Annotated in this window: 13 protein-coding genes and 2 pseudogenes; 6 read left to right on the top strand and 9 right to left on the bottom strand. The window is 71.8% G+C overall.

The features are described from left to right. Window positions 1–62: 62 nt before the first annotated feature. Both ACZ6KY_RS21265 and ACZ6KY_RS21260 read right to left on the bottom strand, forming a co-directional pair. Complete coding sequence (locus ACZ6KY_RS21265; protein ID WP_469311835.1) at window positions 63–1,190, bottom strand: sulfite oxidase; 1,128 nt, start codon at window positions 1,188–1,190, stop codon at window positions 63–65. 33 nt (window positions 1,191–1,223) lie between these two features. Next, the gene (locus tag ACZ6KY_RS21260; RefSeq protein ID WP_469311834.1) at window positions 1,224–1,898 is read right to left on the bottom strand and encodes a TetR/AcrR family transcriptional regulator; all 675 of its coding nucleotides are present in this window, start codon (window positions 1,896–1,898) and stop codon (window positions 1,224–1,226) included. Window positions 1,899–2,030: 132 nt separating this feature from the next. Here ACZ6KY_RS21260 and ACZ6KY_RS21255 point away from each other — a divergent pair, with 132 nt between their 5' ends. Beyond that, window positions 2,031–2,594, top strand: a complete 564-nt coding sequence (locus ACZ6KY_RS21255) for an NAD(P)H-dependent oxidoreductase (RefSeq protein WP_469311833.1) — start codon at window positions 2,031–2,033, stop codon at window positions 2,592–2,594. 125 nt (window positions 2,595–2,719) lie between these two features. Next, window positions 2,720–3,397 (top strand): AIM24 family protein, encoded by a 678-nt coding sequence (locus tag ACZ6KY_RS21250; protein ID WP_469311832.1) that lies wholly within the window; start codon window positions 2,720–2,722, stop codon window positions 3,395–3,397. Window positions 3,398–3,466: 69 nt separating this feature from the next. On the opposite strand, the gene ACZ6KY_RS21245 is transcribed toward ACZ6KY_RS21250, so the two are convergent. The 3 genes from ACZ6KY_RS21245 to ACZ6KY_RS21235 all read right to left on the bottom strand — a co-directional run bounded on the left by ACZ6KY_RS21245 (window position 3,467) and on the right by ACZ6KY_RS21235 (window position 7,683). Further along, window positions 3,467–5,242 carry a M4 family metallopeptidase gene (locus ACZ6KY_RS21245; protein ID WP_469311831.1) on the bottom strand — a complete coding sequence of 592 codons (1,776 nt, stop codon included), beginning with the start codon at window positions 5,240–5,242 and terminating at the stop codon, window positions 3,467–3,469. Between the two features lie 297 nt (window positions 5,243–5,539). After that, window positions 5,540–6,631: a polyprenyl synthetase family protein gene (locus tag ACZ6KY_RS21240; protein WP_469311830.1), complete on the bottom strand. Its 1,092-nt coding sequence runs from the start codon at window positions 6,629–6,631 to the stop codon at window positions 5,540–5,542. Next, on the bottom strand, window positions 6,631–7,683 hold the full coding sequence (locus ACZ6KY_RS21235; RefSeq protein ID WP_469311829.1) for a tetratricopeptide repeat protein: 1,053 nt from the start codon (window positions 7,681–7,683) through the stop codon (window positions 6,631–6,633). Before ACZ6KY_RS21235 ends, ACZ6KY_RS21240 begins: the two co-directional genes overlap by 1 nt. A 341-nt stretch (window positions 7,684–8,024) precedes the next feature. Here ACZ6KY_RS21235 and ACZ6KY_RS21230 point away from each other — a divergent pair. Further along, a pseudogene (locus tag ACZ6KY_RS21230) lies at window positions 8,025–8,893 on the top strand (aminoglycoside phosphotransferase family protein). Between the two features lie 6 nt (window positions 8,894–8,899). Here the strand turns inward: ACZ6KY_RS21230 and ACZ6KY_RS21225 are convergent. Further along, window positions 8,900–9,739: a helix-turn-helix transcriptional regulator gene (locus ACZ6KY_RS21225; protein ID WP_469311828.1), complete on the bottom strand. Its 840-nt coding sequence runs from the start codon at window positions 9,737–9,739 to the stop codon at window positions 8,900–8,902. Window positions 9,740–9,841: 102 nt separating this feature from the next. Here ACZ6KY_RS21225 and ACZ6KY_RS21220 point away from each other — a divergent pair, with 102 nt between their 5' ends. Further along, window positions 9,842–10,549, top strand: a complete 708-nt coding sequence (locus tag ACZ6KY_RS21220; protein ID WP_469311827.1) for an SDR family NAD(P)-dependent oxidoreductase — start codon at window positions 9,842–9,844, stop codon at window positions 10,547–10,549. Between the two features lie 376 nt (window positions 10,550–10,925). Then, a pseudogene (locus ACZ6KY_RS21215) lies at window positions 10,926–11,206 on the top strand (alpha-ketoglutarate-dependent dioxygenase AlkB); the annotation flags it as partial. 31 nt (window positions 11,207–11,237) lie between these two features. Here the strand turns inward: ACZ6KY_RS21215 and ACZ6KY_RS21210 are convergent. The 3 genes from ACZ6KY_RS21210 to ACZ6KY_RS21200 form a co-directional block, all read right to left on the bottom strand. Further along, window positions 11,238–11,750: a TetR/AcrR family transcriptional regulator gene (locus tag ACZ6KY_RS21210; protein ID WP_469311869.1), complete on the bottom strand. Its 513-nt coding sequence runs from the start codon at window positions 11,748–11,750 to the stop codon at window positions 11,238–11,240. Between the two features lie 149 nt (window positions 11,751–11,899). Beyond that, window positions 11,900–13,345, bottom strand: a complete 1,446-nt coding sequence (locus ACZ6KY_RS21205; RefSeq protein ID WP_469311826.1) for an MFS transporter — start codon at window positions 13,343–13,345, stop codon at window positions 11,900–11,902. Between the two features lie 133 nt (window positions 13,346–13,478). Further along, window positions 13,479–14,681, bottom strand: coding sequence for an FAD-dependent monooxygenase (locus ACZ6KY_RS21200; RefSeq protein ID WP_469311825.1), 1,203 nt, complete (start codon window positions 14,679–14,681; stop codon window positions 13,479–13,481). A gap of 338 nt (window positions 14,682–15,019) precedes the next feature. Between ACZ6KY_RS21200 and melC1 the strand changes: the two genes are divergently transcribed. Next, entirely contained in the window at window positions 15,020–15,427 is a 408-nt protein-coding gene (gene melC1, locus ACZ6KY_RS21195; protein ID WP_469311824.1) for an apotyrosinase chaperone MelC1, read from the top strand.

The following is a 15,427-nucleotide window of genomic DNA, read 5'->3' as shown; positions in this document are numbered from 1 at the left end:
TGCCCCCCATCCCTTGGTGACCGGGTCCTCGTGGACGTCACGCGCCGCACGCCGCCACGGCATCACATCTCGCCGTCGGCATCCAGGCAGAGCACGGGGACCCGTTGGACGAGGTTGTTCTCGAAGCCGCCCCGGTTCCAGGGCTGGTCGAGCGGCTGGGTGTGGCCCTCGGCGTCGGTGGCACGCGCGCTGAGGACATGGCGGCCGGGGATCGCGGTCCAGGTGAAGTGCCACGCGCGCCAGGCCCAGCGATGCGCGTTCGCCCGGTCCAGTTCGGCCGGGTACCAGGAGCGCCCCCCGTCCGTGCTGACCTCGACCCCGGTCACCGGCGCACGCCCCGACCAGGCCCGTCCCGTCAGGGTGACGGTGCCCGGCCGGACCGCCCGCTCACGCGACATGAAGTCGGGGAAGCCCGGCGGGACCAGCAGGGCGCGCGGGGCGATCCGGGTGACCGGTTCGCCCTCGTCGCCGGCGTCCTGCCGCAGCCGGTAGGCCACGGCCTGCTGGAATCCCCGGAACGGCGTCTTCGTCACCGTGATCTCCCGGAGCCATTTCACATGCGCCATCCCGTACCAGCCCGGCACCACGAGTCGCAGGGGCTGCCCGTGCTGCGGCGGCAGCGGGGCGCCGTTCATCGCGTAGGCCACCAGCACCTCGGGCTCGTCGCCGCGTGCCACCTCCAGCGGTAGGGCACGCTGGTAGTCCTGCTCGACCCCGCGCTCGACCCCGTGATCCGCGCCGGTGAACACCACGTCCACGGCACCCTGTTCGACCCCGGCCTCGGCGAGCAGCACCCGCAGCGGCACTCCCGTCCACTCGGCCGTCCCGACCGCCTCGACCAGCCACGGCTGACTCACCGGGCGGGGTGTCAGCAGGGCCCGCCCGTTGCCCGCGCACTCCATGGTCACCCGCTGTCTGACCGCGGGATACGCCTTCAGTTCGTCGACCGGGAGCAGCAGCGGGCGCCGCACCCGCCCGCCGACAAGGAGCCGCCAGGAAACCTCTTCCGCGTACGGGATGTCGTAGTGCGTCAGCACATAGTGCAGCCCCGGCGGTGTGACCTCGTACCGCAGGGCCTCCAGCGGCAGTCCGTGGTTCCGGGCGGCGAGAGCCAGCTCCTCGGCGCTGACGCCCTCGTCCGGGCCGGCCAGCCGGGCGGGTGCGCTCATGTCCTCGAGGCGATGCCCCATGGATCCATTGTCCGCCTGCACCGGGGGGCGGCGCTAGGCAGCGGGCGGGGCGGGAAGCGGGCCGACGCTGCGGTCCACCAGGTCGCGCCAGCCGGTCGCGAGGCGCTCCTGCGACATACCGCGCTGGCGGGTGAGATGACCGATCAAGGCGGGGTCCAGGTATCCCATCAGGGTCTGGGCGACGAGCTCGGTGTCCGCGCCCGAGCCCGGGCCCGCCTGTCGCAGCAGCATGCACACATGCATGAAGCGGACCCGGTACGGCGCGGAGGTGAAGCGGCGGGTGACCTCGGGCTCGGCGGCGAGGTACAGGTCGAGCTGTTCGGAGGTCTGGCGCAGGACGTAGCATCCGAAGGCGTGCAGCCGCTCCACCGGGGACGCGCCGGGGCCGAGCGGGGCCGGACCGCTGATGAAGGCGGTCTGGAAACGCTGCTCGGTGTGGTCGAGCAGCGCCATCAGCAGACCGGTGCGGTCGCCGAAGCGCCGGAAGACGGTCCCCTTGCCCACCGCCGCCGCGCATGCGACGCCTTCCATCGTGAGCCTGGCCACTCCCTGCTCCTCGACCAGCCGGGCGGCAGCCTCCAGGAGCCGCGCGCGATTGCGGGCGGCGTCGGCGCGCAGCGGGGCGTCATCAGGGGCGGTGAGCTCCATCAGTACGGGCTCGTCGGCGGATTCCGGTCGCTTCGGAAACGGCGGAAGTGGATGGGACATGGCGCCAGCGTAACGGCAACAGGGTCAACTGGACTGCGGTCCGCTTCGGTGGTACACCTTTAAGCGGACCTCGGTCCGTTTTGTTGCGGCAGTATTTCATCGGTTCAGCGTTTCCAGCTTCGGGAGATATCCATGTCCGTACGCATCCTCGCGCTCGTCGGCAGTCTGCGCGCCGGTTCCCACAACCGTCAGCTCGCCGAGGCGGCCGTCAAGGTCGCCCCGGAGGGTGCCGAGGTCGAGCTCTTCGAGGGCCTCGCCGAGATCCCCTTCTACAACGAGGACATCGACGTCGAGGGCAACGTGCCCGCCCCCGCCGCCCGGCTGCGCGCGGCGGCCAACGGCGCCGACGCCTTCCTGCTCTTCTCGCCGGAGTACAACGGCACCATCCCGGCCGTCCTCAAGAACGCCATCGACTGGCTGTCCCGTCCGTACGGCGCGGGTGCCTTCACCGGCAAGCCGGTCGTCGTGGTCGGCACCGCGTACGGCCAGTTCGGCGGCGTCTGGGCGCAGGACGAGGCGCGCAAGGCCGTGGGCATCGCCGGCGGCACCGTCCTGGAGGACGTCAAGCTCTCCGTCCCCGGCTCCGTGGTCCGCTTCGCGGAGACGCACCCGGTCGACGACGCCGAGGTCGCCGCTCAGATCGCCGAGGTCGTGAACCGTCTGCACAGCCACGTCGGCGCGTCCGAAGCCGCCTGACAACTCCCTTGTGGGCCGGTCCGGTCGACCCGGGCCGGCCTTCCGCGTGTCGCGACTCGGTCACCGCGTGTCGCAAGATCGCCACGCCTCTGGCGGAGCGTCACCCTCCGCGACAGGATGCCCGCATGCAGAGCGATCTCTTCTCCAGTGACCACATGGTGCAGCCCGCGGTCGCGGCGGGCATGACCGTCCAGAACGCCAAGTCCATCAAGTACGCCGTCCAGGGCGAGATGTTCGCGCGCCAGGGCGCGATGGTCGCCTACCGGGGCAGTCTCCAGTTCGAGCGCAAGGGCCAGGGCGTGGGCGGCATGCTCAAGCGGGCGGTCACCGGTGAGGGACTTCCGCTGATGGCCGTACGCGGGCAGGGCGAGGCCTGGTTCGCGCACGAGGCGCAGAACTGTTTCATCGTGGGCATCGAGCCCGGCGATGTGTTCACGGTCAACGGCCGCAACGTCCTGTGCTTCGACGCGTCGTTGTCGTACGAGATAAAGACCGTGAAAGGCGCGGGCATCACCGGCGGCGGTCTGTTCAACAGCGTCTTCACCGGCCACGGCAGCCTGGGTCTTATCTGCGAGGGCAACCCGCTGGTCATTCCGGTCTCGCAGCACCAGCCGGTCTTCGTCGACACCGACGCGGTCGTCGGCTGGACGGCACATCTGCGGACCTCGCTGCACCGCTCGCAGTCGATCGGATCGATGATCCGAGGGGGTTCGGGCGAGGCCGTGCAGCTGAAGCTGGAGGGCGAGGGCTACGTCGTCGTACGTCCCAGTGAGGCGACACCGCAGAAGACGCAGCAGCACTGATCCGGGGAACGGCGAAGGGTGCCCCGCCGTCCGGCGGGGCACCCTTCGGTCGTCTGTCAGGGCTGTCCGTCAGTGGTCGGCGGCCGGGGTGTCGGCGACCGTGACGTTGACGGCGGCCCAGGCCGTGTCCACCGCCTTGTACTCGGTGCTGTTCGCCCCGTACATGTCGGCGGCGGCCTTGAGCGTGGCCGTGCGCGCGTCATGGAAGTCGGTCGTGGAGACCATGTAACGGGTGAGCGCCCGGTAGAAGATGGCGGTGGCCTTGGCGCGGCCGATCCCGGTCACCTGCGAACCGTCGTACGTCGGCGAGTCGTAGGTCACGCCGCCGATCGTCTTGCGGCCGCTGCCCTCGGCGAGCAGGTAGTACGCGTGCGAGGACACACCGGAGCCGGCGTGCACCTCGGTGTCGTAGGCGGCGGGCGACCAGTAGTCGATGGTCCGCTCGAGCACGTCGAGGGACGGGTGGTCGAGGCGGCGCAGGAACTTCTGGGCGAGCCCCAGCTTCTCCCCCACCAGGTAGTTCGGCGGGTTCTTCGGGTTGTTCGCCGAGAACTCGACGTTCGAGCCGAAGATGTCGGCGAGCGACTCGTTCAGGGCGCCGGGCTCGCCGTACTGGTTGCCGTCCTGGTCCACGCGGGTGGGTTCGAGGGCGGCCGTGGCGTCGACCACGCCATGGGTCAGTTCATGACCGGTGACGTCGAGGACGACCAGCGGCTTCTTGAACAGATCGCCGTCGCCGTCGCCGTACAGCATGCAGCCGCACGTCGAGTCCCAGAAGGCGTTGCCGACCTTGTTGCCGAAGTGGACCATGCCCCGGGCGCCGGCGCTGTTGTTCTTGATGCCCTTGCGGCCGAAGGCCTTCTTGTAGAAGTCCAGGGTCTGGGTGATGCCGTACTGGGCGTCGACCGCGGCGGTGGTCCGGGCGGCCGTGGTGCCGGTGCCCCACTTGTTGTCGCCGTCGGTGAACGTCTTGCCGCGCGCGAAGGACTCCAGCTCCTGCCCCTTGGCGTCCCGGGTCTCGGTGTTCCACCGGGTCGGGTCCTTGAGGAGATAGCTGGTCCGCGCGGTCCGGGTGGTGGTCAGCGCCACCTTGCCGGCGAAGAGGGAGGCCCCGCTGCCGGTGGCCTTGACCGGGTAGTGGCCCGCGGCGGCCGCACTCGTGAGCCCGGACAGCCCGGCGGCCGTACCGGTCCGCGGGGTCGCGCTCTCGCCCCGCTTGCGGAGGGTGTCCGCCAGGGACGGGGATATGAACTCGTCGGTGTTCGGGGTGTTGCTGCGGATCCGGCCGGTGTGGGCGTCCACGACGACGGTGCTGGAGCCGCCCGCCTCCGTGGTACCGCTGTCCGTGACGAGCACCTGGTACGCGAGGGCGGCGGCGCCGTCGCGGGCGTCCACGACGAGCCGGGCGCTGCCCGCGTCACCCTTCGCGACGGCCTCGGCCTTCCGCTCCGCCTGCTCGGGCGTCAGCTTCGCCTCGACGGTGGACGGCTTCACCACGTGGTCGGCGGCCCGGGTCACACCCAGGTACTCCCCCCGCTTGCCGAGGTGGACGACCATGTCGCCGCCGAGGACCGGAAGGCCCTGGTGGGTGCGGACGAAGCGGACGTGCTGCTTTCCGTCCGGGTCCGTCATCACGTCCTTGACCTGAAGGGTGTCGCCCTGGGTGACACCGGTGGCCGAGGCGTGCGCGAACGCCGCCGCCCTGGCGGCGGCCACCGGCGACGAGGCCGAAGTCGCCACGAGGGCGGGCCCGTCGGGGGCGGACGCGAAGGCGGGGCCGGGGAGCGTGGCGGCCGTCGTCACCGCGACGGCGATCGCCACGCGGCGTATGTGGGGTCTACGCACTGAGTTCCTTTGCACAGGGCGGCCGGGATCACCAACCGCCATACGGCGCGGCGCTGTTGGGCGCCGCGGGGGCTGTCGGGCCCCGATTCGTCACCCTCACCGATTCCTCATGTACATGTAAAGGAGGAAGATCCCTTTTCTTGCTTTTCAAGGCATCTCTTTACAAATGTTTGCTTCTCGGTGATCGATGAGTGACCAACAGTGCACCGACCGGACAGATGTGAGGGGGAATGAGGCGGTTGCCTGGTGGGGTCGATCGGCGCGCGTATGTGACCCATGTCGCACCGCGCGCAGGGGTCAGATCGTGCGGTCGGCGAGGGCGGACAGCAGCGTGCGCAGTTGGGCCGCGGGCCCCGGGGCGAGCGGCAGGCCCGCGAGGAGCGTGTCCGCCTCGGCCAGCCGGCGGCGCGCCTCGCGGACGGCCGCCGTGCGACCGCCGGCCCGCTCGACGAGGGCCGCCGCGCGGCGGACGCCCGTGTCGTCGAGAGCGTGGGAGGCCGCGAGGAGTTCGGCCAGTTCGGCATGCCCGGGCGCGCCGAGCGCGGCGAGAACCGGCAGGGTCTTCTTCCCTTGCCGCAGGTCGCTGTGGACCGGCTTGCCGGTGACCGACGGATCGCCCCAGATGCCGAGCACGTCGTCGGCGATCTGGAAGGCGACGCCGAGATGGCGTCCGGCGCGGTCCAGCACCGCCACGGTGCGTTCCGGCGCTCCCGCCAGCCGGGCGCCGAGCGCCGGCGCGCAGCCGAGCAGCGCACCGGTCTTGCGCTCGGCCATCGTCTCGTACTCCCGCGCGCTCACCGCCCCGGGCCCGGTCCAGGGCCGGTCGGCGAACAGCAGGTCGTCGGCCTGGCCGCGGACCAGGTCACCCAGAGCCGTGGTCAACTGCCGTACGGCGAAACCGGCTTGGGAAGTCATCGCGACGGTCTCCACGGCCAGCGCGAACAGCGCGTCGCCCGCGAGGACGGCGGGACCGGTGCCGTACGCCTTCCACACGGCGGGGCGACCGCGGCGCAGCGCGTCCCCGTCCATGATGTCGTCGTGGAGCAGCGAGAAGACGTGGACGAGCTCCACGGCCACGGCCCCCGGCACACCCGCGTCGGCCGGGCCGCAGACGACTTCCGCCCCGAGGACGGCCAGCGCCTGCCGTACGCCCTTGCCCTGGCTGTGGTCGGCGGGCGCGCCGCCGACCTCGCAGCGGCCGAGCGCGTACCGGGCCATCTCGGCGACCCAGGGGTGCAGCGTGTCGATCGCCTCCGACAGGGCGGGGGCGGCGAGTTCACGGCAGCGGCGCAGCACCTGCGGGGCGGTGGGCGGCGACTGGGCGGCCCCGGCCGTCGAACCGGCCGAGCCTGACGGGACTTTCGAGCGGTGCAGGGCTGTCGAGGTCATCACTCGGCCTCCGCCTCGCCGGTCCCGGACGTCAACCCGAGCTCTGTCCGCGCCCGTTCGACCATCTGCCGGGCGTGCCGCAGCCCGATGCCCTCCAGCGCCAGGGCCAACTCGTCGAGTTCGGCGGCGGTTTCGGCGTGGTCGCGGCCGAGGCGGGCGAGGGACTTGACCAGTCCGAGCCGGGACAGTGCCCGGCCACGCGGCTCGCTCATCGCCTCGAACTCGGCGAGGGCGCCCGCGTAGACCTCACGGGCCTGCTCGTAACGCCCGGCCCGGTAGAGGACGTTGCCGCGCATCTTGTGGTTGTAGGCGAGTGCGCCGGACAGTTTCATCGCGCGGCAGGACACCTCCGCCTCGCTCAGCAGCTCCAGCGCTCGCTCCACGTCCCCGTCCCGTACGGAGACGATGTCGGCGAGGCCCCTCAGCGCCCAGGCGTGGCCGCGCCGGTCCTCGGCACGGGCGGCTATCCCGGCCGCCTCCTCGAACATGGCGTAAGCACGCTCGTACGCGCCGGTGTTGCGGTGGATCTGGGCGATGCCCTCCAGGGCCCAGACGGTGTGCCGGGCCTCGCCGCGCTTGCGGGCCTCGGCCAGCAACTGCTCGTGCAGGGCGGTCACGGCCGCGTAGTCGCCCTGGATGCGGCCGGTCTCCGCCATCCCGGCCAGCGAGTAGCCGCGTACGACAACGTCCCCTGCGAGACCGCCGAGTTCGGCGGCGAGCCGCAGCAGCCGCCACGCCAGCGGGAACGCTCCGCGCTGGCGGGCCAGCGTGCCGCCGCTCCACAGCGCCCACGCCATCGCGGATCCGTCACCGGCCTCCCGGGCGGTGCGGTAACTCGCCTTCCAGGCCCGGTCGGCGTCCGACACCTGCCCGAGCCGGCGGTGCGCCTCGGCGACCGCGAGGCCCGAGCGGGCGGCCTCGGCGTGGGCGCCGGCGCGCTCGGCGGCGCGCAGTTGCTCAGTGCCCGCCGCGAGGACGTCGGTCAGCGAGGAGTTCACCGACAGGGTGGTCAAAGCGCCCTGGTACTCCGGGGCGAAGGCCTTGCCGTACATGAATGCCTTTCCGTCTGCCACCGTCCGTCCGCATACGGTCATGGCCCGGTGGTGATGCTGTAGTTGGCTCCTTCAAGGCGGTGACGTGCGACGATCCAGCTATACACTCGACGTATACACAGCATGTATACACAAAGGGTATAATGTGTCCGATTTCCATCAGCGAATTACTGCTTCCTGGAGGTCGGCGCGCCGTCCGCCCGTTGCCGATCAAGACGACGATCGTGTCCGCGAGGTTGCCTGGCCGCCCGAAACACGTTGCGAGGCGGTCCGAACGGGACGCAGGATGGCGGAAACCGACCCTCTTCCCCGGAAAGCAGGCCGCCGTGTCAGCAGCCCCGATGCACGTCGGCGAGGCACGGATCGATGCTTCGCTCGTACGACGCCTGCTGGCCGAGCAGTTCCCGCGGTGGGCCGAACTGCCCCTGAAGCGGGTGGAGTCGGCCGGAACCGTCAACGCGCTCTACCGTCTCGGCGACGACCTGGCCGTCCGTCTCCCGCGTATCGCGGACGGCGCCGACGACGTGACCAAGGAGCACGCGTGGCTGCCGAGGCTCGCCCCGGCGCTCCCGTTCCCGGTCCCCGAGATCCTGGGCCTCGGTACTCCCGCTGCCGGCTATCCGTGGCACTGGGCCGTACTGCGCTGGCTCGACGGCGATCTCCCGGTGGCCGACGCCCTCACCGACCCGTACGCGCTGGCCGCCGGCCTCGGCGCGTTCGTCGCCGCCCTGCGCGGGATCGACCTGCCCGGCGGCCCGACCGCCTACCGCGGCGTTCCGCTCACCACGGTGGACGCCGAGACGCGCTCGGCGGTCGAGAACCTGCGCGGCACGATCGACACGCGGGCCGCGACGGCGGCCTGGGAGGAGGCGCTCGCGGCACCGCCGTGGACGGGCCCGGCGCGGTGGCTCCACTCGGACCTGATGCCGATGAACCTCCTGATCCGCGGGGGCCGCCTCGCGGCCGTCCTCGACTTCGGCACCCTCGGCACCGGCGATCCGGCCTGCGACTTCATCCCCGCCTGGAACCTCCTGCCGGCCGAAGCCCGGTCCGTCTTCCGGGAGTCGGCGGGAGCCGACGACGCCGGCTGGGCGCGGGGCCGCCCATGGCCCTGATCCAACTCCCGTACTACCGCGGCACGAACCCGGTGATCGCGGCCAACGCCGAGCACGTGATCCGCGAAGTGCTGGCCGACCGGGGGGTGTTGTAGGCGACTTCACTCCACGAGGGCCTGGGTGCCGAGGACGCCGAGGAGGGTGACGCGTTCGGCGTCCTCCGTGCCGGGCTCGGCCGTGTAGACCATGATCCGCAGGTCGCTGCCCGCGACGCTGAGCACGTCGCAGTCCAGGGTGACCGTGCCGACCTGGGGGTGGTCGATGGTCTTGCGGGACGCGTCGTGGCGGGCGACGGCTCCGGACTCCCACAGTTCCGCGAACCGCACGCTGTTCGCGCACAGGTCGTCGATCAGCTGGGTCAGGCGCCGGTCCGTCGGGTACCGGCTCGCGGTGGCGCGCAGGTCGGCGGCGAGCGTCGCCTCGAAGGCGCGCCGCTCCCTCGGTGTGTGCCGCACCCGGCCGGCGGGGCCGACGAAGTTGCGCCACACGCCGTTGCGTTCGTTGCCGCGCCACCCGGAGGGATCCCCCAGCAGGGCCGCGTACAGCGGGTTGGCCAGCAGCAGGGTCCACGCGGCGTCGTACACCGCCACGGGCGTCCTGTTCAGCCGGTCGAGCAGCCGGTGGACACCCGGGGTGATGTGGGCGGGCACCATGCCCCGGCCGGGCGGCACCAGCCCGGCCACCTGGAAGAGGTGCTCGCGTTCGGCCCCGGACAGCCGCAGCGCCCGGCCCAGGGCCTCGACGACCTGCTCCGAGGGGTGGGCCGCCCGGCCCTGTTCGAGGCGGGTGACGTAGTCGACCGAGATGCCGGCGAGCAGGGCCAGCTCCTCGCGGCGCAGGCCGGCCGCGCGCCGGTTCCCGCCGCCGGGCAGCCCGGCGGCCTCCGGCGTGACCCGGTCCCGCCAGCGCCGCACCGTCCGACCGAACTCCGTGTTCGCCATGCCACCAACTGTGCACCCCAGCGCTCGGACCTGCCTGGTACCGGCAGTCCCAGGAAGACCGGACTCCTGGCTGTCCGCGCCGCGCTGCCGGACTCTGGACGCATGACCACAACACTCATCACCGGAGCGAACAAGGGCCTCGGCTTCGAGACCGCCCGCCGGCTCGTCGCGGCGGGCCACACCGTCTACGTGGGCAGCAGGGACCCGGAGCGCGGCCGGCGCGCGGCCGAGGTGCTCGGAGCGCGCGCGGTCGTCATCGACGTCACCGACGACGCGTCGGTCACCGCCGCGGCGAAGACCGTCGAGGCCGAGGGCGGCCTGGACGTCCTGGTCAACAACGCCGGCATCGAGGGACGCGGCGAGGGGAACAGCGTGATCGGGGCGGCGGAGATGACCGCCGGGATGATGCGCGAGCTGTTCGAGACGAACGTCTTCGGTCTCGTACGGGTCACCCACGCCTTCCTGCCCCTGCTCCAGCGGTCCGCCGCCCCGGTCGTGGTGAACGTCAGCAGCGGCCTGGCCTCGCTGACCCGGATCACCGACCCCGCGAGCCCGGCCCACCCCTACCCGGGCGTCGCCTATCCGGCGTCCAAGACCACCGTCAACATGATCACCGTGCAGTACGCGAAGGCGTTCCCCGGCATCCGCGTCAACGCGGTGGAGCCGGGCTACACCGCCACCGACCTGAACGGCAACACCGGAACGCAGACCGTCGAGGAGGGCGCCGAGATCATCGTGCGCATGGCGCGGATCGGCCCGGACGGACCGACCGGCGGCTACTTCGACGCGACGGGCCCCGTCCCCTGGTGACCACGGCACCCGTCCACCCGGTCCTGGACGAGGCCCGGGACGCGCTGTCGGCGCACTACGCCGAGGAACCGGGCGAGGCGTCCACCACGACCGGGCTCCACTGTCGAACAGTTGCCCAGTACCCACCCTTCAAGGTGGAGGTGAAGGGCATCCGGCCTGTTAGCGACCCGAATTCCGCAGCGGCACGGCTGGATTCGCCTTGTCGGACAACGGAGTTGTCCGACCTACCGCCGGACGGGCGGGAAGTCAGGCCCGCGGAGGCCACCTAAGACCGACCCTCACCGGTCGGCAGAGGCCCGTGAAACAGGAACCCATGGTGGTGCTGCGGAGCAGCACGGACCGGAATCACCTGCCCTCGGGCAGGTGAGGGCGTCAATACCGGGACGGCCGCGACGGTGTGTGGCCTGGCACGCGGACAGGATCGGCCGGGGCGCCCGCGAGGACACGATGGTCGCCATCGTGTCCGTGGGCGCCCCGCGCGATCTCCTGCCGCGGCCTCTCCGCGGCGGGGAAACCGTGCGGCGCCCGCTGGGGCACGGCGACCTCATCGTGACGGGCGGCTCCTGCCGGCGCACCTGGGAGCACGCGATCCCCAGGACGGCGCGGGCGGCGGGGCCCAGGATCAGCGTCCGGTTCCGCCCCGACGGGGTCGACTGACCCCTGCGGCCGTTCGCGAGGGCCGACCGGCTCATGGCGCGAGCTGGGCCTGCACCGCCGGCGCGTACCGGTCGACGATGTCGTCGATGGTCGTGGCACGCAGGTGCGGGCCCCGCGCGATGCCGTACATCACGCCGAGGCCGAGCAGCGTGCTCACGGCGAGTTCGGCGCGCAGGCCCGCGTCGGCTCCGCTCAGGCGCCGGGCGAGGCGGTCGCTGATCTGGGCGCGGAAGTTGGCGCGCAGTATCTCGCCCTGCTCCCCCTGGAGCGGGGCGAAGACGATCCGCAGGACGGGGTCGGCACCGCGCTGGGTCTGGCCTTCGAGCAGGTGGCGGACCATGTGCCGGCCCAGTTCCTCCAGCGGGGCGTCCAGCAGGGCGTCGGCGTCGGACTCGAAGGACATGACGCGGGCGAACAGCGCGTCCTTGTTGCCGAAGTACTTGAGGACCAGCGGCGCGCTCACCCCCGCCCGGTCGGCGACCGCCTTGAGGGTGATGTCCGCGTGGGCGTGCCGGGCCAGCAGATACCGGGCCGCGCGCAGGATCTCCGCCTTGCTCGCCCCGGCGTCGCGGCGGGGTGCGGCGGGCGCGGCCTCCGGCTCCCGGTGCGGAGGAGCCGCGGCGGCCGGCCGCTCACCCGGCCCCGGGACGGTGGGGGACGCCGTGAGACCGGAGTGCGGGGTGGTCACGGTGCTCAAGCTCCTTCGAGGGCCTCGTCGCGGGACGCGCCGGTACGGCGGCCGGTGCGCGGGGTCTCGCGGGAGGCGCGGTCGGTGGGTATCGACAGTGCGGCGGCACAGGCCACCAGTGCGACGGTACCCGCCATGACGAAGGCCAGCAGATAGCCGTGCAGGGTCGGCACCGGAGCGCCTGCCACGGGGCTCGTGTGGTGCACCAGGATGGCGGCCACGGCGGCACTGCACACGGCCTGCCCGATGGTGCGCATCAGGACGTTGACGCCGTTGGCGGACGCGGTCTGCCCGGCGGGCACCGCGCGCAGGATCAGGGTGGGCAGCGCGGAGTAGGCGAAGGTGGTGCCGATCGCGCAGACCGTGGCGCCCACGATGATCATCCACAGGTCGCGGCTGTCGGCGATCCGCAGGACATAGCCGGAGGCGATGATCGCCGTGCCGAGGGCCAGCGTCACCCGGGGACCACGGGTCGCCGAGATACGCGCCGAGACGGGCGAGAGCAGCAGCATGGTCACCCCGCCGGGCAGCAGACACAGGCCGGTCGCCACGATGGACAGGCCGAGCCCGTAGCCGGTGGCCTTCGGCGCCTGCACCAGCTGCGCCGTGACCAGCGAGTTGCCGTAGAAGGCGAAGCCGGTCAGGAGCGCGGCGATGTGCGGCAGGGCGACACGCGGACGGGCGGCCAGCTTCAGGTCGACGAGGGGGCGCTCGGTACGCAGCTGCTGTCGCCACCACAGCGTGAGGACTACCACGCAGGCGGCGAACAGGCCGAGGATCCTGGGGCTGGACCAGCCCCAGGTGCCGCCCTCGGACACGGCGAGCAGCAGACACGCCAGTCCGGCGGCCAGGCCGAACGCGCCCACCGTGTCGAAGCGGCCCGGCTCCCGGACGGGCGACTCGCGCACCGCCCACCAGGCCAGCGCCAGCCCGATGACGCCGAGCGCGGTCGTCGCCCAGAACATGACGTGCCAGTTGGCGTACTGCACCACGAGGGCGGCGAGCGGGAGGCCGAGAGCGGCGCCGATGCCCACGGTGGAGCTCATCAGCGAGACGGCGGAACCCGTGCGCTCGGGCGGCAGTTCGTCGCGCAGGATGCTGATCGACAGCGGGACCACGGCGGCCGCCGCGCCCTGCAGCGCACGCGCCACGATCAGGACGCCGATGTCCGAGGTGAGCGCGCACATCAGCGAGCCGACGGTCATCATCCCGAGGGCCATGAGCAGCACACGCCGCTTGCCGTACATGTCTCCGGCGCGGCCGAGGACGGGGGTCAGCACCGCTCCGGCGAGGAGGGTCGCCGTCACCATCCAGGAGACCGCTCCGGCCGAGGCGCCGGTCAGCCGGGGCAGGTCGGGCAGCAGCGGGACGACCACCGTCTGCATGACGGCCATGAGAATCCCGCCGAACGCCAGGACGGGGATCGTGAGGCGCTCGCGCAGAGCCGCCATCGGCACTCCAGAAGTAGACGCGACAAAGGGGTGAATGACAATTCACCTTAGCGGTGAATTGTCATTCACCCCAAGCGGGGTCCGCTTCTCACGAGGCGCCCGGGGGGCGCCTCGGGGGCACCGGGACGGGAATCTAGCGCCGGGCGCGGGCCTGTACGCCGCGGGCCACCTTCGGTCCGAGCCAGCGCTTGAAGCGGCGCAGCGCCTCCAGCCGCCCGGCCGCGCGGTCGATCCGGTAGTACAGCTGCGGCGGGACGTACGGCAGCAACGGTGAGTGCCGTTGCCCGAGGAGGGCGAACATCTGCGCCGGCGGAAGGCTGATGTAGCGCGGCAGGTTCTCGTACCACCGCGCGCTGTGGCGGGCCGCGCTCTGTACCGACAGGAGCTCCGCCTGGCGCTGCCGCTCGTAGTGGGTGAGCGCGGTTTCGAGGTCCGTGTGCTCCCGCAGCGCTCCCGCCAGGGAGATGGCGTCCTCCAGGGCGAGGGTGGTGCCGGCGCCGATCGAGTAGTGGGTGGTGTGGGCGGCGTCGCCGAGCAGGACGAGGTTGCCGCGGTGCCACGTCCGGTTGGTCAGGGTGCGGAAGGTGAGCCACTGGGCGGTGCCGTCGGACTGCGCCCGGCCGATCAGTCCGTGCCCGTTCAGCAGGCCGGCGAAGAGCTTCTCCAGCAGCGCGAGACCATCGGCCTCGCTCGCCGCGTCGAGCCCCAGGCCGGTCCAGGTCCGCGGCGAGCACTCGATGACGAGGGTGCTCCGGTCGTCGCTGAACCGGTAGGCGTAGCACCAGATCCAGCCGTGGTCCGTCTCCACGAAGGAGAAGGAGAAGGAGTCGAAGACCTTGGTGGTGCCGAGCCAGACGTAGTAGTTGCGCCCGAGGCTGATCTCGCTGCCGAAGTGGTCGGCGTGACGCTCGCGCAGGGCGCTGTTGACACCGTCCCCGGCGACGACGAGGTCGGCGTCGGGCAGCCGGTCGGCCGCGATCTCGCTCTCGTACTCGACGCTGACGCCGAGGGAGCGGGCCCGCTCGGCGAGCAGTTCGAGCATCCGGCGGCGGCCGATGCCGAATCCCTCGTCGCCCGGGTGCACGGTCATGCGGTCGCCGACATGGGCGACACCGTCGCTCCAGCTCACCGAGTTCTCGCTGACGGCGAGCGCGGACGCCGGATCGCCCTCACGCAGTTTGTCGAGCAGGCCCGCCCAGTAGGTCACTCCCCAGCCGTACGTCGATCCGGCCGGGTTCCGCTCATGGACGGTGATGTCGTGGGACGGGTCCTGGAGCTTCATCAGGATCGAGAAATACAGGCTCGCGGGTCCGCCACCGACGCACGCGATCTTCACGCGCACTCCCCTATGTTGCACAATGCGGTCAATTGATCACGAAGAGTAGCAGTGGGCGACCCGCCCACGGTTCGCGCCAGATCACGGGCGTGAGCCACGCCACGAGCCGGCGGCCACGACCGCAAGATCATCGACGCGAGACCTCCCCGCCGGAGGATTTCCGCCCGCCGACGCACCGCGAGCACCCCGGACAGCAAGATCATCTTCGTTCAATCTTGCACGACATGTGCGCGATTGTCCGGATCACGGCCAACCGACATTCGCCGATTTCTCCCGCTGTTTGATGATCCGATAGGCATATCGGGTCATCAACACAACTGATCACAGGAGGTCTCCGCATGCCGGAGCTCACTCGTCGCCGCGCCCTCGGGGCCGCCGCCGCGCTCGCCGCGGGCGCAGGCGCTGCCCAGATCCTCGCCGCGCCTTCCGCGTCCGCGTCACCCAACGGGCCTGCCGGCTCGGGCCGTTCGATGGCCGGGCACCACCACGGCGGCCCGGAAGCCTTCGACGAGGTCTTCCAGGGGCGCCGCATAGAAGGCCGCTCGGTCACCGGGGGCGGTCACCATCACAGCGCCGGATACGCCGTGTTCATCGACGGCGCGGAGCTGCACGTGATGAGCAACGCCGACGGCAGCTGGATCAGCGTCGTCAGCCACTACGCCCCCGTGCCCACCCCGCGCGCCGCCGCCCGCGCCGCCGTCGTGGAGCTGCAAGGGGCGCCGCTCGTGCCCCTCGCCGCCAACTGA

It is taken from the genome of Streptomyces sp. NPDC042002, assembly GCF_055588305.1.
The sequence above is the reverse complement of the archived record's forward strand: the minus strand, read 5'-3'. Positions and strand labels throughout refer to the sequence as shown.